We start from the raw sequence: 17,728 nt of genomic DNA, 5'->3' as shown, positions 1-17,728 counted from the left end.
CGGCACCTGGGCGCGGACGGCCCCGGCAGGGTCCGCCGGGGCTCCGGAGCGCCGGACTCAGGGGCAGCGGATCACCTGGCCCGCGTACGAGAGGTTGCCGCCGAAGCCGAAGAGCAGGACGGGCGCGCCGCTGTGGACCTCGCCGCGCTCCACCAGCTTGGACAGGGCCATCGGGATCGAGGCCGCGGACGTGTTGCCGGAGTCCACCACGTCCCGGGCGATGACCGCGTTGACCGCGCCGATCTTCCTGGCGAGCGGTTCGATGATCCGCAGGTTGGCCTGGTGCAGCACCACGGCGCCCAGCTCCTCCGGAGCGACGCCGGCCTTCTCGCACACCTTGCGGGCGATGGGCGGCAGCTGGGTGGTGGCCCAGCGGTAGACGGACTGTCCCTCCTGCGCGAAACGGGGCGGCGTGCCCTCGATCCGTACCGCGTTGCCCATCCCGGGCACCGATCCCCACAGGACGGGGCCGATCCCGGGCCGCTCCGTGCCGTCCGGTTCCGCGACGACGACCGCCGCGCCGGCCCCGTCGCCGAGCAGGACGCAGGTGCTGCGGTCGGTCCAGTCGGCGATGTCCCCCATCTTGTCGGCCCCGATGACCAGGACGCGTTCGGCCGCACCGGCCCGGACCGCGTGGTCGGCGGTGGCGAGGGCGTGGGTGAAGCCGGAGCAGACCACGTTGATGTCCATCACCGCGGGCGATTCCATCCCGAGCCGGGCGGCGACCCGTGCCGACATGCTCGGGGAGCGGTCGATCGCGGTGGAGGTGGCGACGAGCACCAGGTCGACCTCGTCGGGCCGGAGCCCGGCCCCGGCGAGCGCCTTGGCAGCCGCGTGCGCGGCCAGCTCGTCCACCGGCTCGTCGGGGCCACCGATGTGCCGGGTCCTGATGCCGACGCGGCTGGTGATCCACTCGTCGCTGGTGTCGACCATGGCCGCCAGGTCGTCGTTGGTGAGCACCTTGGCGGGCTGGTAGTGGCCGAGCGCCACGACACGTGAGCCGGTCATGTACGGGGTCCCCTCGCTTGCATGTGGCAGGAACCATCCAGTCTTGGTCGCTACTGTTCGGTACGGGGTCATGTGTTCCCACAGGAATCACGCCCGGCCGTTGGAGGCTTGACAACAGGCCCGTACGCCTCTTGCGACACACGGGCCGCTGCCGCGTCCCCGGTGCAGGACAATGGGACCGCCGGGGTCACCGCTCCGCACGACACTCCGGTGACCTGCGGCGACCTCCGTATCGAGGGCCGGCCCGGCTTCCGCGGCGTTCCGGCCTCCACCACGCAAGGAGTCGGGTCAACCGCTATGGGACGGGTCACCGAGCGCCGCCGCACCATCCGCATCCGGGACGGGGCGGTCTCCGTCCGTCCCGACACGCTCGTCGCCGAGGAGCCGCTGGAGATCCGGCTGAACGGCAGGCCGCTCGCCATCACGATGCGCACGCCGGGGGACGACTTCGCGCTCGCCGCGGGCTTCCTGGTGAGCGAGGGCGTCGTCGGGGACGGTTCCGAGGTGCGGTCGATCGTCTACTGCGCCGGGGCGACGGCGGACGGCGGCAACACGTACAACGTGGTGGACGTGAAGCTCGCCCCCGGCGTTCCGGTCCCCGACATCACCCTCGAACGCAATGTGTACACCACCTCGTCCTGCGGTCTGTGCGGCAAGGCGAGCCTGGACGCGGTGCGCACCTCGACCCGGCACCCGATCGCCGACGCTCCCCCGGTCCGGGTCGAGCCCGCCCTGCTGTCCGCCCTCCCCGACCGGTTGCGCGCCGCGCAGCGGGTCTTCGACCGGACCGGCGGGCTGCACGCGGCGGCGCTGTTCTCCGAGACGGGCGAGCTGCTCGACGTCCGGGAGGACGTCGGCCGGCACAACGCGGTGGACAAGCTGGTCGGCCGGGCGCTGACCGATCACCGGCTGCCGCTGTCCCGGGCGATCCTGCTGGTGTCGGGGCGGGCCTCGTTCGAGCTGGCCCAGAAGGCGGTGATGGCCGGAATCCCGGTGCTCGCCGCGGTCTCGGCGCCGTCGTCGCTCGCCGTCGACCTGGCGGACGAGACCGGGCTGACCCTGGTGGGCTTCCTGCGGGGCCCCTCCATGAACGTGTACGCGGGTGAGCACCGCATCGCCCTGCCGGCGGAGGTCATCGGGGGCTGAGGACGCCCGCCCGCCGTACGGTCGGCCGGACCACGCACGCCGCTGAGCCGTGCGGCCCGGCGGCCCGTACGGTCAGCCGACCCGCACGGTCAGCCGACCCGCACGGTCAGCCGGGCCACGCGGACCGCCGGGCCACGCGGTCAGCCCGCGATGGCGGGCTCCCGCGTCGTCGCCGCGCCCGTCGCGTGCGCCTCCTGCGGGTCGCGCGAGCGGCGCTTGGCGATCACCGCGCACACCATCAGCTGCATCTGGTGGAAGAGCATGAGCGGCAGCACGGCGAGGGACGCCTGCGCCCCGAACAGGACGCTGGCCATCGGCAGCCCGGCGGCCAGGCTCTTGTTCGCACCGGCGAACTGGATGGCGACGCGGTCCTCCCGGCCGAAGCCGAGCCGCTTCGCCCCGTACCAGCTGATCGTCAGCATCAGCGCGAGCAGCAGCGCCTCCACGCCGAGCAGCGCGCCGAGCCTGGCCGGGGTGATCTGGTGCCAGACGCCGGTGACCATGCCCGCGCTGAAGGCCGTGTAGACGACGAGCAGGATCGAGCCCCGGTCGACCCGGCCGAGGATCTTCTTGCGGCGGGTGAGGAAACCGCCGATCCAACGGCGCAGCAGCTGCCCGGCGGCGAACGGCAGCAGCAGCTGGACCGCGATCCTCAGCAGCGCGTCCGCCGAGAACCCGCCGCCCTCCTCGCCGAGCAGGGCGGCCGCGAACAGCGGGGTGAGGAAGATCCCCGCGATCGAGGAGAAGGAGCCCGCGCAGATCGCGGCGGACACGTTGCCGCGGGCGATCGAGGTGAAGGCGATGGACGACTGGATGGTCGACGGGACGAGGCAGAGGAAGAGCAGACCGCTGTGCAGTTGCGGCGTCAGGACGTACGGGACCAGTCCCCCGGCCGCCAGTCCGAGCAGCGGGAACGCGACGAAGGTGCAGATCAGCACGGTGAGGTGGAGCCGCCAGTGCCGGAGCCCCTCCAGGGCCTCGGCGGTGGAGAGCCGGGCCCCGTAGAGGAAGAAGAGCAGGGCGACGGCTCCGGTCGAGGCGCCCTTCGCGACCTCCGCCGCGGTTCCCGAGGCGGGCAGTATCGCCGCGAACGCCACCGTGCCGATCAGGGCCAGGATGTACGGGTCGATCGGCAGCCAGGACGGCAGTTTCGGGGTGCGGCGGCTCATGTGCTCCACGTGTCCTCTTGGTTCAGGTCGTACCCGCCCCATGCTGCTCCCGTTCCGTGCGATCGGGAATCCCGTACACCGCTCTGACTGTCATCACGTTCGGCGATAGTCTGGGGGCATGTACGACCCGGCGCAGCTGCGCACCTTCCTCGCCGTCGCCCAGACCCTGAGTTTCACCCAGGCGGCCCGGCGGCTGGGGGTGCGGCAGTCCACGGTGAGCCAGCACGTCCGGCGGCTGGAGGAGGCGGCGGGGCGGCAGTTGTTCGCCCGGGACACGCACCGGGTGGACCTCACCGTGGACGGTGAGGCGATGCTCGGTTTCGCCCGGACGATACTCGACGCCCACGAGCGGGCCGCGGCCTTCTTCACCGGCACCCGGCTGCGCGGGCGGCTGCGGTTCGGGGCCTCCGAGGACTTCGTGCTGACCCGGCTCCCGGAGATCCTGGAATCGTTCCGCCACGACCACCCGGAGGTCGAGCTGGAGCTGACGGTGGAGCTCTCCGGGACGCTGCACCAGCGCCTCGCGGCCGGCCGGCTCGATCTCGTCCTGGCCAAGCGGCGCACCGGGGACACGCACGGCGAGCTGGTCCGGCGGGACACGCTGGCCTGGATCGGCGCGCCACGGCTGCGGATCGATCCGGACCGGCCGGTGCCGCTGGTGCTGTTCCCGCCGCCGGGCATCACCCGGGCCCGCGCCCTGGAGGTCCTGGAGGAGCACGGCCGGCCCTGGCGGATCGCCTGCACGAGCACCAGCCTGAGCGGGCTGGTCGCGGCGGCCCGCGCGGGGCTGGGCGTGATGGCCCACAGCCGGGGGCTGATCCCGCCGGGGCTGGTGCCGGTGCCGGCCAGGGCGGGGCTGCCGGAGCTGGGCGGGGTGGATTTCGTCCTGTCGCACGGCCACCGGCGCGAGGGGGCGCGCGAGGCCGCCGACGCCCTGGCGGCGGCGATCCTCGCGGGCGGCGACCGACTGGTCCGGGAGGCCGGGGCGGCCACCGGGCAGGACGGCGCCTGACCACCGGCCCGTACGGGCCCGGGTCCCCCACGGGTCCGAACGCTGTACGAGTCCGAGTCCCGTACGGCTCCGAGCCCTGTACGGGTCCGGGTGCTCGCCCCGGTCCGGACGGGCAATCAGAGGCAAATCGCCCCGTACCGTTCGGTAGTGGGAGTGGCAGCGGCGTACGGATTCGGTGGAGATTCCGGTGCCCGCCGGTCGCTCCGTGTCCCCGGCCGCGCCCGAGCCTTGCCCATCTGGCCGGATTTCGGTGGCCGAGCTGTGCATATGCCATGGTCTCGGCCGATACGGAGCCCTCCCGTTGCGCTGCTCGGTGGGGTAGCGTCGCGGCGCTGTGCTGAGCCCCATGAGGAGCAGGTCATTGCGCGAGTTCACTGTCCCGCCCATGACGGCCGCGCCCCTCGTGGGCGGGCTGGCCGACGTGGTGTTCGACCGGGCCGAGGAGGACCCGCACCGGGTCGCCCTCGACCGCAAGGAAGCGAGCGGAAACTGGCGGAATGTCACCGCCGCCGCGTTCCGCGACGAGGTGCTGGCGCTGGCCAAGGGGCTGATCGCCCAGGGCGTCAGGTTCGGTGACCGGGTGGCCCTGATGTCGCGCACGCGCTACGAGTGGACGCTCTTCGACTTCGCCCTGTGGTCGGTCGGCGCGCAGTCCGTGCCGGTCTATCCGACGTCCTCGGCCGAGCAGGTCCGGTGGATGCTGCACGACGCCGACGTGTCCGCCGTCGTGGTCGAGCACGAGGACCACGCGATGACCGTCGCGTCGGTGATCGACCGGCTGCCCCGGCTCGAACGGCTGTGGCAGCTGGACGCCGGCGCGGTGACCGAGCTGGTCGCCGCGGGCACCCGGATCGAGGACGAGGTGGTGCACCGTCACCGGCGCGCGGTGACGCCCGAGTCGGTGGCCACCGTCATCTACACGTCGGGGACCACGGGCCGCCCCAAGGGCTGTGTGATCACGCACGCCAACTTCATGTTCGAGACGGACACCATGGTCTCCCGCTGGCAGGAGGTGTTCCGCTCCGCGCCCGGCGACGAGGCGTCCACCCTGCTCTTCCTGCCGCTGGCCCATGTCTTCGGCCGGATGGTCGAGGTCGCGGCGCTCCGCGGCCGGGTGCGGCTGGGCCATCAGCCGGAGATGTCGGCCGGGGCGCTGCTGCCGGACCTGGTGTCGTTCCGGCCGACGTTCGTGCTGGCGGTGCCGTACGTGTTCGAGAAGGTCTTCGGCGTCGCCCGGCGCAGGGCCGAGGCGGAGGGGCGGGCGGGGCCGTTCGAGAAGGCGGTGGACGTCGCCGTGAAGTACGCCGAGGCGGTGGAGGAGCGGGCCTTCGGGACCGGTCCCGGGCCGTCCGCCGGGCTGCGGGTGCAGCACCAGTTCTTCGACAAGGTCGTGTACCGGAGGGTGCGCGAGGCGATGGGCGGCCGGATCCGGCACGCCATGTCCGGCGGTTCCGGCATGGACCGGCGGCTCGGGCTGTTCTTCGAGGGCGCGGGCGTCCGGATCTTCGAGGGGTACGGGCTGACCGAGACGTCCGCCGCGGCCACCGCCAACCCGCCGGAGCGCCCCCGGTACGGCACGGTCGGGCAGCCGATTCCCGGCACGACCGTGCACATCGCCGAGGACGGCGAGGTGTGGGTGCACGGGGACCACGTGTTCTCCGGTTACCTCGGTGATCCCGACGCCACCGGAGCGGTGCTGCGCGACGGCTGGCTGGCCACCGGCGACCTGGGCTCGCTCGACGGGGACGGCTATCTGACGATCACCGGGCGGAAGAAGGAGATCCTGGTGACCTCGGGCGGCAAGAGCGTGTCGCCGACCGGTCTGGAGGAGCGGGTGCGGGCGCATCCGCTGGTCGCGCAGTGCCTCGTGGTGGGCAACGACCGGCCCTACATCGCGGCGCTGGTCACGGTCGACCAGGAGGCGGTGGACCACTGGCTGGCACTGCAGGGGCGATCGCCGCTGGAACCGCGGGAGCTGGTGCGCGACCCGGGCCTGGAGACGGAGGTCCGGCGGGCGGTGGTGGCCGCCAACACGGCGGTCTCGCAGGCCGAGTCGATCCGGACGTTCCGGATCCTGGCGCACCCGTTCAGCGAGGAGCACGGTCTGCTCACCCCGTCGCTGAAGCTGAAGCGCAGGGCGATCGAGACGGCGTACGCGACGGAGGTCGACGCGCTGTACCGCTGAGGCACCGGGGTGCCCCGGCGGTACGGCGCGTACGACGTGCCGCGCGGTGCCGGGTTATGTGATCGAGACCCGGAACAGCTTGTCCGAGCCGTCCGGTTCGTTCCCCTTGTTGTCGCAGTTGGTGGTGGACAGCCACAGCTGGTCCCGGCCGGGCACCTGGGTGACGGTGCGCAGCCGGCCGTAGGTGCCGACGTAGTAGGAGCTCGGCGTGCCGAGGTTCTCGGTGTCACCGGTGATCGGCACCCGCCACAGCCGTTCGCCCTTCAGGGCGGCCATGTAGATGACGTTGCGGACGATGGCGATCCCGCTGGGCGACGCCTCGGAGATGTTCCAGGTCTTCTTCGGGTTGGTCATGCCGGACGTGGTGCAGCTGCCCTCGCAGATGGGCCAGCCGTAGTTCTTCCCCGGCTTGATGAGGTTGAGTTCGTCCTTCTTGCTGTCGCCGAACTCCGCTTCCCACAGGCGGCCGTTGCGGTCGAAGGCGAGCCCCTGCGGGTTGCGGTGGCCGTAGCTGTAGACGTGGTTGCCGAACGGGTTGCCGGGGGCGGGCTCGCCGTCCGTGGTCATCCGCAGGATCTTGCCGTTCAGCGAGTCCTTGTCCTGGGCGAGGTCGGGGGTCTGGGCCTCGCCGGTCGACGCGTACAGGTAGCCGTCGGGGCCGAAGACGAGCCGTCCGCCGTTGTGGTAGCGGCTCTTCTTGATGCCCCGGAGCAGGACCTCGTACCCGCTGAGCGAGCTGCCGTCGTAGGCCATCCGGGCGATCCGGTTGCCCTCCGACGCGGTGTGCATGAAGTACACGCGGTGGTTGGTGGACCACTTCGGGTCGACGGCGACGCCGAGCAGGCCGCCCTCGCCGTTGGTCGTGACGGCCTCGGGCACCGACCCGACCCGGGTGCGGGCGCCGTCGGCCGTGGCCCTGAAGACCTCGAAGCTGTCCCGCTCGGTGACCAGGGCGGTCTTCCCGTCGGGCATCCAGTAGGTGCCCCAGGGGATGGACCAGCCGGTGGAGACGGTGGTGATGCCGGACGGGACGCCGCCGTCGGTGGCGCAGGCCGGGGTGGTGAAGGTGACCGCGTTGCCCGGCGGGGAGACGTTGCCCGCCGCGTCCTTGGCGACGACCTCCAGGGTGTACGGGCTGGCGCAGGCGAGCCCGGTGAGGGTGGTCGTGGTGGCCGGCGGGGTGCCGGTCACGGTCTTGTAGACGGTGCTGCCGCTGCGTACCTCGTAGGCGGTGACGCCCTTGTCGTCCGTGGCCGCGCCCCACTTCAGGACGACGCCGTTCGCGGTGAGGTCCGAGGCCGACAGGGTGCCGGGGGCCGAGGGGGCGGTGGTGTCGTCGCTGCGCAGGGTGGTGCAGTCCACGATCGGGCTGACCGGGGACACGTTGCCGGCCGCGTCCCGGGCGAACACCGTGAGGTTGTACGTGGTGTCGGGGGTGAGCCCGGTCAGGTTCTTCGCCGTGGCGGTGCCGGGCGCCTCGCCGAACTTGTTGCCGTGTTCGTAGATGTCGTACGCGGCGACGCCCACGTCGTCCGTGGCGGCGGTCCAGTTCAGCGTGAGGCTGTTCTCGGTGATTGCGGTGCAGGTGGGCCGGCCGGGGGCGGTGGGCGCCTCGGTGTCCGAGGGGGTGACCGTGACGTCGAGGTAGTCGAGGTTGGGCAGTCCGCCGGCCGTCGTGGACGTCAGCCGGACCTTGTTGGTGCCCGCCTTCAGCGGGGTGGTGAGGGTGGAGGTGGCCCAGGTGTCCCAGTCGGCGGTGGTGGCGAAGGGGCGGGCCGCCGAGACGACCGTGCCGCCGACGGCGACGTCCGCGGGCCGGGCGGCCGTCGTGCCGTTGGAGTAGCGGATGGCGATCTTCCCGGTTCCCGCGGTGGCCGCGGTGACGGTGAACTCCACGTAACTGCCCACGACGTTGTCGCCGTTGACGAAGCCCGTCCCCGAGTAGCCGGAGTGGTTGGACTCGGCCGCGCCCTCGACGATCGTCGCGGACTCCGCCTCGTACCGGTCGGCGGCCGCGGCCGCCGACCGCGGGGCCGCCTGCACCAGGGCGGCGCAGAGCAGCACAGCCGTGAGGGCCGCCGTTTTGCCCCGTGCCGCGGTGAGCGTTCTGGTACGCATCTTCGACACCTCCGTCAGGGGACCCAGTAGTTGCCGGACGCGACGATCATGGTCTGCAGCTGAACGCTCGATCCGTAGTAGAGGTCGGGGTCGATGGGGGTGGTGGCGAGCTTGTTCCACAGCGCGTCGAGCCAGGCCTGGGAGCCGGGGTCGGTCAGCGCGGTCACGACGAACGGGGCGGTGAACGCCATGTCGTTGCCGTCGTCGAACACCGAGCCGTCCAGGTGGTAGCCGCTGCCGATCCGGTCCGGGTCGCCGCCGGTCTCGTCCTTGATCCAGGAGTTGAGCTTGCGGGCCGCGGCGAGCGAGGCGGTGTCCCCGCTGGTGACGGCGTCGGTGCCGATGCGCCACGGGTCGCGGCAGGCGTTCCAGGAGTAGTCGCCGTCGTGGGGCGATTCGAGCACCTTGTCCGGTGCGGGCGCGGGCGTGCTGTCGGTGTCGACGACGAAGTCCGCCAGCAGTCCCGTGTCGGGGGCGTACTCGGACTGCTGGGAGGCGATCAGCTTCTGATGGGCCGTGCGCACGGTGCGCCAGGTGCGGTCGCCGGTGGCGGCCTCGAAGGCGCGGAAGTGGTCGATCATCCAGTCCGAGGAACGAGTCATCCAGTAGTGGGACTCGCCGGAGTCCGACCAGTCGCCGAACAGCATCAGGTGCGTGGTCGGGTTGACCTCGCTCTCCTTGATGGCGTCGATGTGCTTGATCGCGAGGTCCTTGTAGTCGTACGTGCCGGTGGAGCCCCACTGCTTGTCGGCGAGGAGCAGACCGTAGGCGACGTCGAGGTCCCCGTCGGTCGCGGAGTCGGAGCCGTTGACGCTCCGGCAGGAGGAGTCCTGCTCGGCGGCGAGGAGGTCGGGGTTGTTCACCGAGGGGTGGGCCAGCATGTACTCGACCATGCCGTCGAAGACGGTTCTCGCCTGCGGGTCGGCGCCCGCCATGGTGGCGGTGACGACCATGCCGTAGCCCTGGGCCTCGGCGACGTAGGGGTGGTCGGCGTCCGGCGAGATGACCTGGTACCAGCCGTTGCCGCAGTTCTGCCGGACGAACGCGGCCTTCCAGGCGTCGTACGCCTCGATCACGGCCCGGTCGAGCGCGGACTGCGTGCCGGACGGCTTGAGCGTCCCCGCCGTGTAGGGGAACAGGTGGCTGCCGAAGGGCACGGCGGGTCCGTCGGTGGCGGGGGCCCCGATGTCGAGGCGGTCGAGGTTGGGGCCGCCGTTCGCCGTGGTCGCGGTGGCCCGGACGGTGTTGGTCCCGGCGGGGAGGCGGACGGCGACGGTCTTCGTGGCCCAGGTGTCCCAGGAGCCGGTGGAGCCGAACGGTACGCCGGACGCGACGACGGTGCCGTTGACGCTGATGTCCATCGGACGGTCGGTGGTGGTCCCGTTGGCGTAACGGAGGGCGAGCGAGCCGCCGCCGGTGGCGGTGTCGACCGTGAACTCCACGGCCGATCCGGTCGCGTTGGTGTAGTCGACGAAGCCGGTGCCGGAGTAGCCGGTGTGGTTCGTCGCCACGGCCGCCCGGGTCAGCCGGGCGTCCTCGGCCTCGTACCGGGTGGCCGCCGCGATGGTGGGCGGCGGGATGGTGGATTGCGGGGTGGTCACCGCCTCGGCGGACGGCACGGCGAGCAGGGGCAGGAGCAGACAGCCGATGCCGGTGAGGACTGCCGCCGAGCGGCGTGGGGGTGCGGCAGGGTGCACGGGTGTTCCCTTCCGGTTCTCGGTGTTAGGAAAGGTTCCTAACCGATACTGCATGGGATTCCCTGCGGGGCGATCTGTCAATGCCCCTCGTGGGCCCAAATCCCGGAAGAATCAAGGTGGTTGGGCGATAATCGGTGCCGGGCCGGGCGATCCGGTCGAGGAACATCGGGCGCCCGGGAATGTGTGGCGCGCCCCGCTCGTTCACCTTGGACGTATGACCCGACGACGTAAGGATCGACCGCTCGTGAGCCAGGTCCCCTCCATCACCCTGAACAATGGCGTCGAGATGCCGCAGCTCGGTTACGGCGTGTGGCAGGTGCCGGACGACGAGGCCGAGAAGGCGGTCGCGACGGCCATCGAGTCCGGGTACCGGAGCATCGACACCGCCGCGATCTACGAGAACGAGCGGGGCACGGGCAAGGCCGTGGCCGCCTCCGGCGTCCCCCGCGAGGAGCTCTTCGTCACCACCAAGCTGTGGAACGGCGACCAGGGCCACGACGCGACCCTGCGCGCCTTCGACGCCTCGCTCGACCGGCTGGGGCTCGACTACGTCGACCTGTACCTGATCCACTGGCCGGTGCCCGCCAAGGACGCGTACGTCGACACGTACCGGGCCTTCGAGAAGATCCACTCCGAGGGCCGGGCGAAGGCCATCGGCGTCTCGAACTTCCTGCCCGAGCACCTGGAGCGCCTGCTCGGCGAGACCTCCGTGGTCCCGGTGCTCAACCAGATCGAGCTCCACCCGCAGCTCCAGCAGGCCGAGTCGCGCGCCTTCCACGCCGAGCACGGCATCCGGACCGAGGCGTGGTCGCCGCTGGGCCAGGGCAAGGGCCTCCTGGAGGTCCCGACGATCGTCGCGATCGCCCGGAAGCACGAGCGCACCCCCGCCCAGGTGGTGCTCCGCTGGCACCTCCAGATCGGCAACGTGGTGATCCCGAAGTCCGTGACGCCGTCCCGGATCGCGGAGAACATCGACGTGTTCGACTTCGAGCTGGACGCGGACGACCTGGCCGCGCTCGCCGCGCTCGACGAGGGCAAGCGCCTCGGCCCGGACCCCGCCGAGTTCAGCGTCGGGGCCTGACGCCCCTGCCGCTCACCGCCGAGACGCACGGCAGGGCCACGGCGGCGGGGCACATCGCACGACACGGCACAGCAGCGCCGGGGCACGCCCTTTCGGGCGCGCCCCGGCGGAACACGGAACGGACCGCCGTCCGGCCTTCGGGCCGGGCGGCGGTCCGCCACGCGGGAAGGACCGGAACAGCATGAACGGGGACGGCGTGCCCGTGGTGGCAGCGGGCCGCTACCGGCTGCGCAACGTGGGGAGCGGGCTGCTGCTGGGCGTGCACGGCGCCGCCAAGGGCGGCGGCGCCCCGGTCCGGCAGGCCGAGGAGAACGGCTCGCCGGACCAGCTCTGGCAGCTCTCGCCGGTGCACGAGGGCGCGGCGCTGTACCACCTGGTCAACGTCCACAGCGGGAAGCGCCTGGACGTGGCCAACGCCTCCACCGAGAACGGCGCCGTGATCCAGCAGTGGCGGGCCAACAACTACGGCGCCCAGGAGTGGCTGATCGAGCGGCACCTGGAGACGCCCGGAGTGGTGACGCTGGTCAGTTTCGTCAGCGGACTCGTCCTCGAAGTGGCCGACGGCAGCGCCGCGGACGGCGCCCGGGTCCAGCAGTGGGAGGACACCGACTCCCCCGGCCAGTGGTGGCGGCTGGAGGCAGCGCGGGACACCCCCGGGACATAGCCGGACACGGGCCCGGCCCGGGAAGGTGCTCGGGTGCCCGCGGACCGGAGTCCGGGGGCCGCGGACCGGAGTCCGGGCAGCCCTTCGGGATCGTGCCCGCCGGGCCGTCACCCGACTGGACCAGGACGGCCCGTCGATCCCCCCGGCGGCCGGGACATGGGCGGCGTCTGCCACGCCGTCACCACGTTCCGCCGACCGGGCGCCGGGCCCGCCGAGGGCCGCGGACCAGGGACGAGTCCGAGGTCCGGGCCCCGGAACCGGGAAGGAACCGGAGCCCGGCGGCCGTGCGCCGCACGGCCGTTCCGGTCGGCTGGCAGCACCCCGCCGTCCGGTTTTAGTATGGCCTGACAGGTTTTCGGACGTGTCAGTCGTCCTTCGGGTGCGGGTATCCGACCGGGTCCCCCGCCCGGATACCCTGACTGGAACCCCGGCCCGATTCCGGCGGGCCGGGGTTCTGCGTCATCCGGGCGACCCGATTACCAGCTCTTGCCGCCACCGTGGTCGTCGTAGTGGCGCTCGAGCACCCGGAAGCTGCCCACGACGCCGTTCTTGACCCACACGCCGCCCTTGACGTGGCCCGGGTGCACCCCGTTGCTGTCGCTGTGCGGTCCGACGGTGGCGATGGGGGCGCCGTTGTCGCAGGTGGCCCCGCGGAAGACCTCGACGGTCCGGCGGCTGTCGTTGCGGATGTTGAGGGTCTTGGAGCCGAGGCCGCTGACCACGGTCACACAGCCACCCGGGTCGTCGCTGTACGTCCGCTCGTTGATGTGAATGCGACCCTCGTGGTGGTCACGACCCTCGTGGTGGTCACGACCCTCGTCGTGGCCACCCCGCTCGTTGTCCTTGCCCTCGTTGCCCTTGCCGACGTCGCCGCCATCGAGAGCCGAGCTGGGAACGGCCTGCTGAACGGGGCGGGCCGCCTCGACCGGCGCGGTGCCGGCAGCCGAGGCGTAGGTGATGCCGGTGGCAGCCAGGGCGGCAGCGGCCGCGACGGCGGCCGTGACGATGGTGGAACGGGTGATCATTTTGCTTCTCCTGTCTCAGAGAGATCGACCGGGCAGTCGATCTGTGAATGAACGTACTGAATGATCCTCATACGTGTCATATCGGACACGGCGGAGATCGACGCCCACCCTCTGATCGAGGTACGAAAATACGCCATATGCTATTTTCATATCATTAGACGGCATATCAACTCACCAAAAAAGGACGGGAGTTGATATGCCATTAGTCTGCTCAGGGGACTTTCTGATGCCCGCTCACCCCGGCGGAAGCGTGTCTTCCCTTGACACCGTCCGACCTGCGGAAACCCGCCTTCCGGCCCCGCCGGTCCCCTCGGCCCCGCCAGCCCCTCAGCCCGTCGGGCCCGGGCCCGTCGGCCCGTCAGGCCCGTCGGCCCAGGTGCACGGTGCGCGCCGAGAGCAGGAAGAGGTCGGGGCGGCGACGCAGCCCGGCCGGGTCGGCGGGGTCGAGCAGTCGGTCGAGCGCGGCGGCGTCCTCGGCCGTGAGGTACTCCGCGAAGGCCTCGCGCCACCGGCCGAACTCGATGACGGCGTCCTCGCGGACCGGCTCGGGGACCGGCGCCGGGATGTCCAGCAGGAAACTGCGGGTTCCCTGCGGTTCCAGTCCCACCGCGGCGAACAGGGCGCTCCAGTCCTCGGATTCCCGCTTGGCGTCGGGCAGTGCCGCCCGCATGTCCTCGAACCGGTCCGTGTTGATCGCTTCGAGCCTGGCCTCCAGGCCCGCCCGCCCGAAGCCGATGTCGCGCGGGAGCCGGCGGGGCTGCAGCCCGCCCTCGACCAGGGCGATGGTCCCGCCGGGGCGCAGCAGTCCGGCGAACCCGGCGAGCGCGGCACGCTGGTCGCCCAGGTGGTGCAGGGTGTTGCCCATCCAGATCAGGTCCGCCTCGCCCAGTCCGCCGAGGTCGTCGGGGAGGTCGGCCTGCCGTACCCGGACCCGGTCGCCGAGGCCGAGCCGTTCGGCCCGCTCCCCGGTGCGCTCCAGGAGCGCCGGGGTGCCGTCGACGGCGACGACCTCCGCCCCGGGGAACGTCTCGGCGAGCAGGCAGGTGACCACTCCGGGGCCGCTGCCGATGTCGAGCACCCGGCGCACCTGCGGGGCCGTGGGGAGCCCGGCGATCCAGCGGGCCGCCTCCTCGTACTGCGGCCGGCTGATCTCGGCGTTCTGCTCCAGCATCGGCCCCATGGCGTCCCAGTCGATGCCGTCGGGAGTCCCGTGACCGGCATGGGCGGAGTGCCCGGCGTGACCGGCATGGGCGGAGGGGTCCTGGTCGTGGCGGGGGTCGTGGGCGGCGCTCTCGTGGTGGCCGTTTCCGGTGTGCTGACTCATACCACCAGCCTCACCGCCGCCCGGCCCCCTGGCCAGATTTGTTGCCGGTTCGGCAAGCCGCCTGCCACCCGGCTCCCCCGCGCCCGGCCCACCGGGAGACGGAAGGACACCGTGTCACCGTGTCGCCGCGGCCGGTGACTCCGGGACACATCCCACCGAATCGTCACCGGGATATTGCCGGTGGGCCCCCGGGCCCATAACTTGCGTTTATGGAGCTGGAGTTGCGCCATCTGCGAACCGTACGTGCCATTGCCGACACCGGGAGCCTGACCAAGGCGGCCGCGACCCTCGGGCTCGCCCAGCCCGCGCTGAGCGCACAGCTGCGCCGGATCGAGAAAGCGCTCGGCGGCCCGCTCTTCGACCGGGACCACACCGGCGCCCGGCCCACGCTCCTGGGCGAGCTGGTACTCGAACGGGCCCGGGTGGTGCTGCCCGCGGTGAGCGAGCTCCAGCAGGAGGCGGTGCGGTTCGCCAATGCCTGGGGCACGATGGAGCGCTTCCGGCTGGGCGGTACGCACGGGCCGCTGCTGGGCGGTCTCGTGGACCGCTTGGTCACGGCGCACCCGACCGCACCGGTCTCGACGTACACCTCCTGGTCGGTGGACGAGCTCGCCTCCCAGCTGGTGGACGGGCGGCTCGACTTCGCCCTGATCGGCACCTGCGGGGAGAGCCCGCCGCCGGCGAACGACCGGCTGACGTGGCAGGTGATCGGCATCGATCCGGTCTTCGTGATGCTGCCGGACTCCCATCCGCTCGCCGGTGAGCAGGAGCTCGACCTCTCCGCGCTGGCCGACGAGTGCTGGGCGGACGTGCCGGGCGACGGCTGCTTCGCCGACTGCTTCGTCGGGGCCTGCGCCCGGGCCGGTTTCAGTCCGGTCTCGGTGTACGAGACGGACACGACGTCCGTCGTCCATCTGGTCCAGGTGGGCCGGGCGGTCGGGCTGTGCCGGGCAACCTTCCCGCCGACGCCGGGGGTGGTGACCAGGCCGATCGCCGGTTCCCCGCTGAGCTGGCGCCACCTGCTGGGCTGGCACCCCCGGTCGGCGGCGGCCGGGACGGCCGCCGGAGCGGTGAGCGGGCACACCCGGGCGGCGTACGCGGAGGCGGTGGAGCGGAGCGAGAGCTACACCCGCTGGCTCACCGCGCATCCGCGGTTCGGGGCGGCGCTGTGACCCGCCGCCCCGAACCGCCCCGCGGCTACCGCGCGCCGTGCCCGGCGGCCACCGCCGCCACCCGTGCGGCCAGGCCCAGGTCCTTCTCCGTGACCACGCCGCCCGCGTCGTGCGTGTTCACGGAGAGGGTGACGGTGTTGTATCCGAGGGTCAGGTCGGAGTGGTGGTTCAGCTCGTCCTGGATCGCGGCGACGTGCATGGTCAGCCCGGCGGCCGCGAAGTGGGTGGGCAGCCGGTAGGTGCGGGTGATCCGGTCCCCCTCCAGCGACCAGCCGGGCAGATCGCCCAGACGGTCCTCGATCTCCTCCTGCGACAGCGGTGCGGCGGGCATGCGGTGACTCCCTCGTCAACGGTCGGTGCCGGTCGGCGGTGCCGGTGACGTTACGGTCTGGGCATGACTACTGTCGCGCCCGACACGGGGGTAGGACCGCTGCTGCGCAGCTGGCGGGAACAGCGCAGGATCAGCCAGCTGGAACTGGCGCTGCGCGCGGACTCCTCCGCCCGGCACATCTCCTTCATCGAAACGGGCCGCTCCCGCCCCAGCGAGGAGATGGTCCTGCGTCTCGCCGAGCATCTGGAGATCCCCGTCAGGGAGCGCAACGCCCTGCTGGTGGTGGCCGGTTACGCCCCGCGCTACGCCCACACGCCGCTCGACGACCCGGCCATGGGCGCGCTGCGCGAGGGGGTGGAGCGGCTGCTGGAGGGCTACGAACCGTATCCGGCGCTCGTCCTGGACGGCAGGTACGACGTGGTGGCGGCCAACCGGGGCGTCGCGATGCTGCTGGACGGCGTGGCCGAGCACCTGCTGGTGCCGCCGTTGAACGTCATGCGGATCACCCTGCACCCGGAGGGCCTGGCCCCGCGCATCCGGAACCTGCGGGCGTGGCGGGCCGATCTGCTGGCGCAGATGAGGCGTCAGATCGCCCTGGCCCGGTCGGTGGAGCTGCGCGAACTGTACGAGGAGGTCGCCGCCTATCCCGTACCGGAGGGTGACGGGACTCCCGAGGGCCCCGAGGACGCCCCGGGCGACGGGACCGGCGCGTCCCTGTCCTTCGCGCTGCCCATGCTGATCGAGCACGACGGGCACGTGCTCTCGTTCGTCTCCTCCATCGCGACGTTCAACACGCCGATGGACGTGACGGTGGCCGAGCTGGCGATCGAGACGTTCCTCCCCGCCGACCGGGAGACCGCCGACCGGCTGCGCTCGCTCACCGCCTGACGGCCAAGCCCGCCGCGCGGACGGACGAAGGCGCGGGCGGGCTGAGGCGGGAGTGACGCGAAGGGTGGGTGCGGCCGTCGGCCGCGCTCCGCCGCGTCATGCGCCCGTGCCGCCCCGTCCGGACGCCCGCCGGGCCCGGGCCGGCCGGGTCACGGCAACGGGATCTCGAAGTGCACGGTGCCGACGCCGGGCCCGTGCTCCCCCGTCGTACGGGCGTCGAAGATCTCTTTGGCCATGCTGCGCCAGAACGCCTCGGCGCCCTCGACGTCGACATTGGTGTGCAGGTAGATGCTGTCGTACCCGGGCGTCCCGGCGACGAAGGCGCACGCCTGCTCCACGAGGGTGCGGGCCAGGCCGTGCCGCCGGTGCTCCGGGCTCACGTAGACCCGCACGAGCTGTGCGGTGGTGCCCGGGGGGTAGCGCTCGGCGAGCCGGCGCGGGTGCGGCGGATGGGCCGGTCCCGTCGAGCGGATTCCGGTGGTGGCCACCACCCGGTCACTGTGCACGGCGACCAGAAGCAGGTGGCGCGGGTCGTCCAGGTAGGTGCTCTCGATCTCGACGACGTCGCGGTGCCACGCGGGCACGTAACCGTAGCCGAAGTCCCGGTAGAAGGTGTCGAGCATGACCTGGCGGGCGCCCTCCACATCGGCCGGGCCGGCGGGACGCACGGTGTAGGGCGGCTTCGGGGGGTGATTCATCACGTTCTCCTGAGGATGCGCGAGGGGCGCGGGGCCCTCGCGTCCGACGAGGGCGCACGACAAGCGGGCGTACGTAAGTACGTAAGGGCGTACGACGCGGGCGTGCCCGAGGGCGTACGACGGCGGGCGCGCGTCTCGCGGTCGGAGAAGCCGCACCCCCGTCAGATGACAATGAAAACGATTGCCGATAAGGTCCCTCTCGGTCAAGCG

Annotated in this window: 15 protein-coding genes; 7 read left to right on the top strand and 8 right to left on the bottom strand. The window is 72.1% G+C overall.

Annotated elements, in window-relative coordinates; genetic code table 11:
• Positions 1-57 precede the first annotated feature (57 nt).
• The gene (locus OCT49_RS30110) at positions 58-1,008 is read right to left on the bottom strand and encodes a beta-ketoacyl-ACP synthase III (protein ID WP_283854953.1); all 951 of its coding nucleotides are present in this window, start codon (positions 1,006-1,008) and stop codon (positions 58-60) included.
• A 297-nt stretch (positions 1,009-1,305) separates the two neighbouring features.
• Between OCT49_RS30110 and fdhD the strand changes: the two genes are divergently transcribed.
• Entirely contained in the window at positions 1,306-2,154 is an 849-nt protein-coding gene (gene fdhD, locus OCT49_RS30105) for a formate dehydrogenase accessory sulfurtransferase FdhD (protein ID WP_283854952.1), read from the top strand.
• 140 nt (positions 2,155-2,294) lie between these two features.
• On the opposite strand, the gene OCT49_RS30100 is transcribed toward fdhD, so the two are convergent.
• Positions 2,295-3,323: a bile acid:sodium symporter family protein gene (locus OCT49_RS30100; RefSeq protein ID WP_283854951.1), complete on the bottom strand. Its 1,029-nt coding sequence runs from the start codon at positions 3,321-3,323 to the stop codon at positions 2,295-2,297.
• Between the two features lie 118 nt (positions 3,324-3,441).
• On the opposite strand from OCT49_RS30100, the gene OCT49_RS30095 reads away from it, so the two are divergent.
• A complete protein-coding gene (locus tag OCT49_RS30095) occupies positions 3,442-4,335 on the top strand; it encodes a LysR substrate-binding domain-containing protein (protein ID WP_283854950.1) in 894 nt (297 codons plus the stop codon).
• Between the two features lie 385 nt (positions 4,336-4,720).
• Positions 4,721-6,520: an AMP-dependent synthetase/ligase gene (locus OCT49_RS30090; protein ID WP_283854949.1), complete on the top strand. Its 1,800-nt coding sequence runs from the start codon at positions 4,721-4,723 to the stop codon at positions 6,518-6,520.
• Positions 6,521-6,574: 54 nt separating this feature from the next.
• On the opposite strand, the gene OCT49_RS30085 is transcribed toward OCT49_RS30090, so the two are convergent.
• Together OCT49_RS30085 and OCT49_RS30080 are read right to left on the bottom strand one after the other, a co-directional pair.
• The gene (locus tag OCT49_RS30085) at positions 6,575-8,638 is read right to left on the bottom strand and encodes a PQQ-dependent sugar dehydrogenase (RefSeq protein WP_283854948.1); all 2,064 of its coding nucleotides are present in this window, start codon (positions 8,636-8,638) and stop codon (positions 6,575-6,577) included.
• Positions 8,639-8,652: 14 nt separating this feature from the next.
• Positions 8,653-10,335: a glycosyl hydrolase family 8 gene (locus OCT49_RS30080; RefSeq protein ID WP_502963431.1), complete on the bottom strand. Its 1,683-nt coding sequence runs from the start codon at positions 10,333-10,335 to the stop codon at positions 8,653-8,655.
• Positions 10,336-10,579: 244 nt separating this feature from the next.
• Here OCT49_RS30080 and OCT49_RS30075 point away from each other — a divergent pair, with 244 nt between their 5' ends.
• A complete protein-coding gene (locus tag OCT49_RS30075) occupies positions 10,580-11,416 on the top strand; it encodes an aldo/keto reductase (protein WP_283854947.1) in 837 nt (278 codons plus the stop codon).
• 181 nt (positions 11,417-11,597) lie between these two features.
• Positions 11,598-12,080 (top strand): RICIN domain-containing protein, encoded by a 483-nt coding sequence (locus OCT49_RS30070; RefSeq protein ID WP_283854946.1) that lies wholly within the window; start codon positions 11,598-11,600, stop codon positions 12,078-12,080.
• Between the two features lie 476 nt (positions 12,081-12,556).
• On the opposite strand, the gene OCT49_RS30065 is transcribed toward OCT49_RS30070, so the two are convergent.
• Positions 12,557-13,105 (bottom strand): hypothetical protein, encoded by a 549-nt coding sequence (locus tag OCT49_RS30065; protein WP_283854945.1) that lies wholly within the window; start codon positions 13,103-13,105, stop codon positions 12,557-12,559.
• A 358-nt stretch (positions 13,106-13,463) separates the two neighbouring features.
• On the bottom strand, positions 13,464-14,429 hold the full coding sequence (locus OCT49_RS30060; RefSeq protein ID WP_283854944.1) for a class I SAM-dependent methyltransferase: 966 nt from the start codon (positions 14,427-14,429) through the stop codon (positions 13,464-13,466).
• 209 nt (positions 14,430-14,638) lie between these two features.
• Here OCT49_RS30060 and OCT49_RS30055 point away from each other — a divergent pair, with 209 nt between their 5' ends.
• The gene (locus OCT49_RS30055; RefSeq protein WP_283854943.1) at positions 14,639-15,601 is read left to right on the top strand and encodes a LysR family transcriptional regulator; all 963 of its coding nucleotides are present in this window, start codon (positions 14,639-14,641) and stop codon (positions 15,599-15,601) included.
• Positions 15,602-15,626: 25 nt separating this feature from the next.
• Here the strand turns inward: OCT49_RS30055 and OCT49_RS30050 are convergent, their stop codons facing one another.
• On the bottom strand, positions 15,627-15,932 hold the full coding sequence (locus tag OCT49_RS30050) for a 4a-hydroxytetrahydrobiopterin dehydratase (RefSeq protein ID WP_283854942.1): 306 nt from the start codon (positions 15,930-15,932) through the stop codon (positions 15,627-15,629).
• A gap of 63 nt (positions 15,933-15,995) precedes the next feature.
• On the opposite strand from OCT49_RS30050, the gene OCT49_RS30045 reads away from it, so the two are divergent.
• Positions 15,996-16,820, top strand: a complete 825-nt coding sequence (locus OCT49_RS30045) for a helix-turn-helix domain-containing protein (protein WP_283854941.1) — start codon at positions 15,996-15,998, stop codon at positions 16,818-16,820.
• A gap of 149 nt (positions 16,821-16,969) precedes the next feature.
• On the opposite strand, the gene OCT49_RS30040 is transcribed toward OCT49_RS30045, so the two are convergent.
• Positions 16,970-17,518, bottom strand: a complete 549-nt coding sequence (locus OCT49_RS30040) for a GNAT family N-acetyltransferase (protein WP_283854940.1) — start codon at positions 17,516-17,518, stop codon at positions 16,970-16,972.
• Positions 17,519-17,728 lie beyond the last annotated feature (210 nt).

This window comes from Streptomyces sp. ML-6, from assembly GCF_030116705.1.
GTDB lineage: Bacteria > Actinomycetota > Actinomycetes > Streptomycetales > Streptomycetaceae > Streptomyces.
The sequence above is the reverse complement of the archived record's forward strand: the minus strand, read 5'-3'. Positions and strand labels throughout refer to the sequence as shown.

Coding starts and splice junctions, on each gene's coding strand:
- OCT49_RS30110 (WP_283854953.1), bottom strand. CDS start 1,008: ATGACCGGCTCACGTGTCGTGGCGCTCGGCCACTACCAGCCCGCCAAG.
- fdhD (WP_283854952.1), top strand. CDS start 1,306: ATGGGACGGGTCACCGAGCGCCGCCGCACCATCCGCATCCGGGACGGG.
- OCT49_RS30100 (WP_283854951.1), bottom strand. CDS start 3,323: ATGAGCCGCCGCACCCCGAAACTGCCGTCCTGGCTGCCGATCGACCCG.
- OCT49_RS30095 (WP_283854950.1), top strand. CDS start 3,442: ATGTACGACCCGGCGCAGCTGCGCACCTTCCTCGCCGTCGCCCAGACC.
- OCT49_RS30090 (WP_283854949.1), top strand. CDS start 4,721: ATGACGGCCGCGCCCCTCGTGGGCGGGCTGGCCGACGTGGTGTTCGAC.
- OCT49_RS30085 (WP_283854948.1), bottom strand. CDS start 8,638: ATGCGTACCAGAACGCTCACCGCGGCACGGGGCAAAACGGCGGCCCTC.
- OCT49_RS30070 (WP_283854946.1), top strand. CDS start 11,598: ATGAACGGGGACGGCGTGCCCGTGGTGGCAGCGGGCCGCTACCGGCTG.
- OCT49_RS30065 (WP_283854945.1), bottom strand. CDS start 13,105: ATGATCACCCGTTCCACCATCGTCACGGCCGCCGTCGCGGCCGCTGCC.
- OCT49_RS30060 (WP_283854944.1), bottom strand. CDS start 14,429: ATGAGTCAGCACACCGGAAACGGCCACCACGAGAGCGCCGCCCACGAC.
- OCT49_RS30055 (WP_283854943.1), top strand. CDS start 14,639: ATGGAGCTGGAGTTGCGCCATCTGCGAACCGTACGTGCCATTGCCGAC.
- OCT49_RS30050 (WP_283854942.1), bottom strand. CDS start 15,932: ATGCCCGCCGCACCGCTGTCGCAGGAGGAGATCGAGGACCGTCTGGGC.
- OCT49_RS30045 (WP_283854941.1), top strand. CDS start 15,996: ATGACTACTGTCGCGCCCGACACGGGGGTAGGACCGCTGCTGCGCAGC.
- OCT49_RS30040 (WP_283854940.1), bottom strand. CDS start 17,518: ATGAATCACCCCCCGAAGCCGCCCTACACCGTGCGTCCCGCCGGCCCG.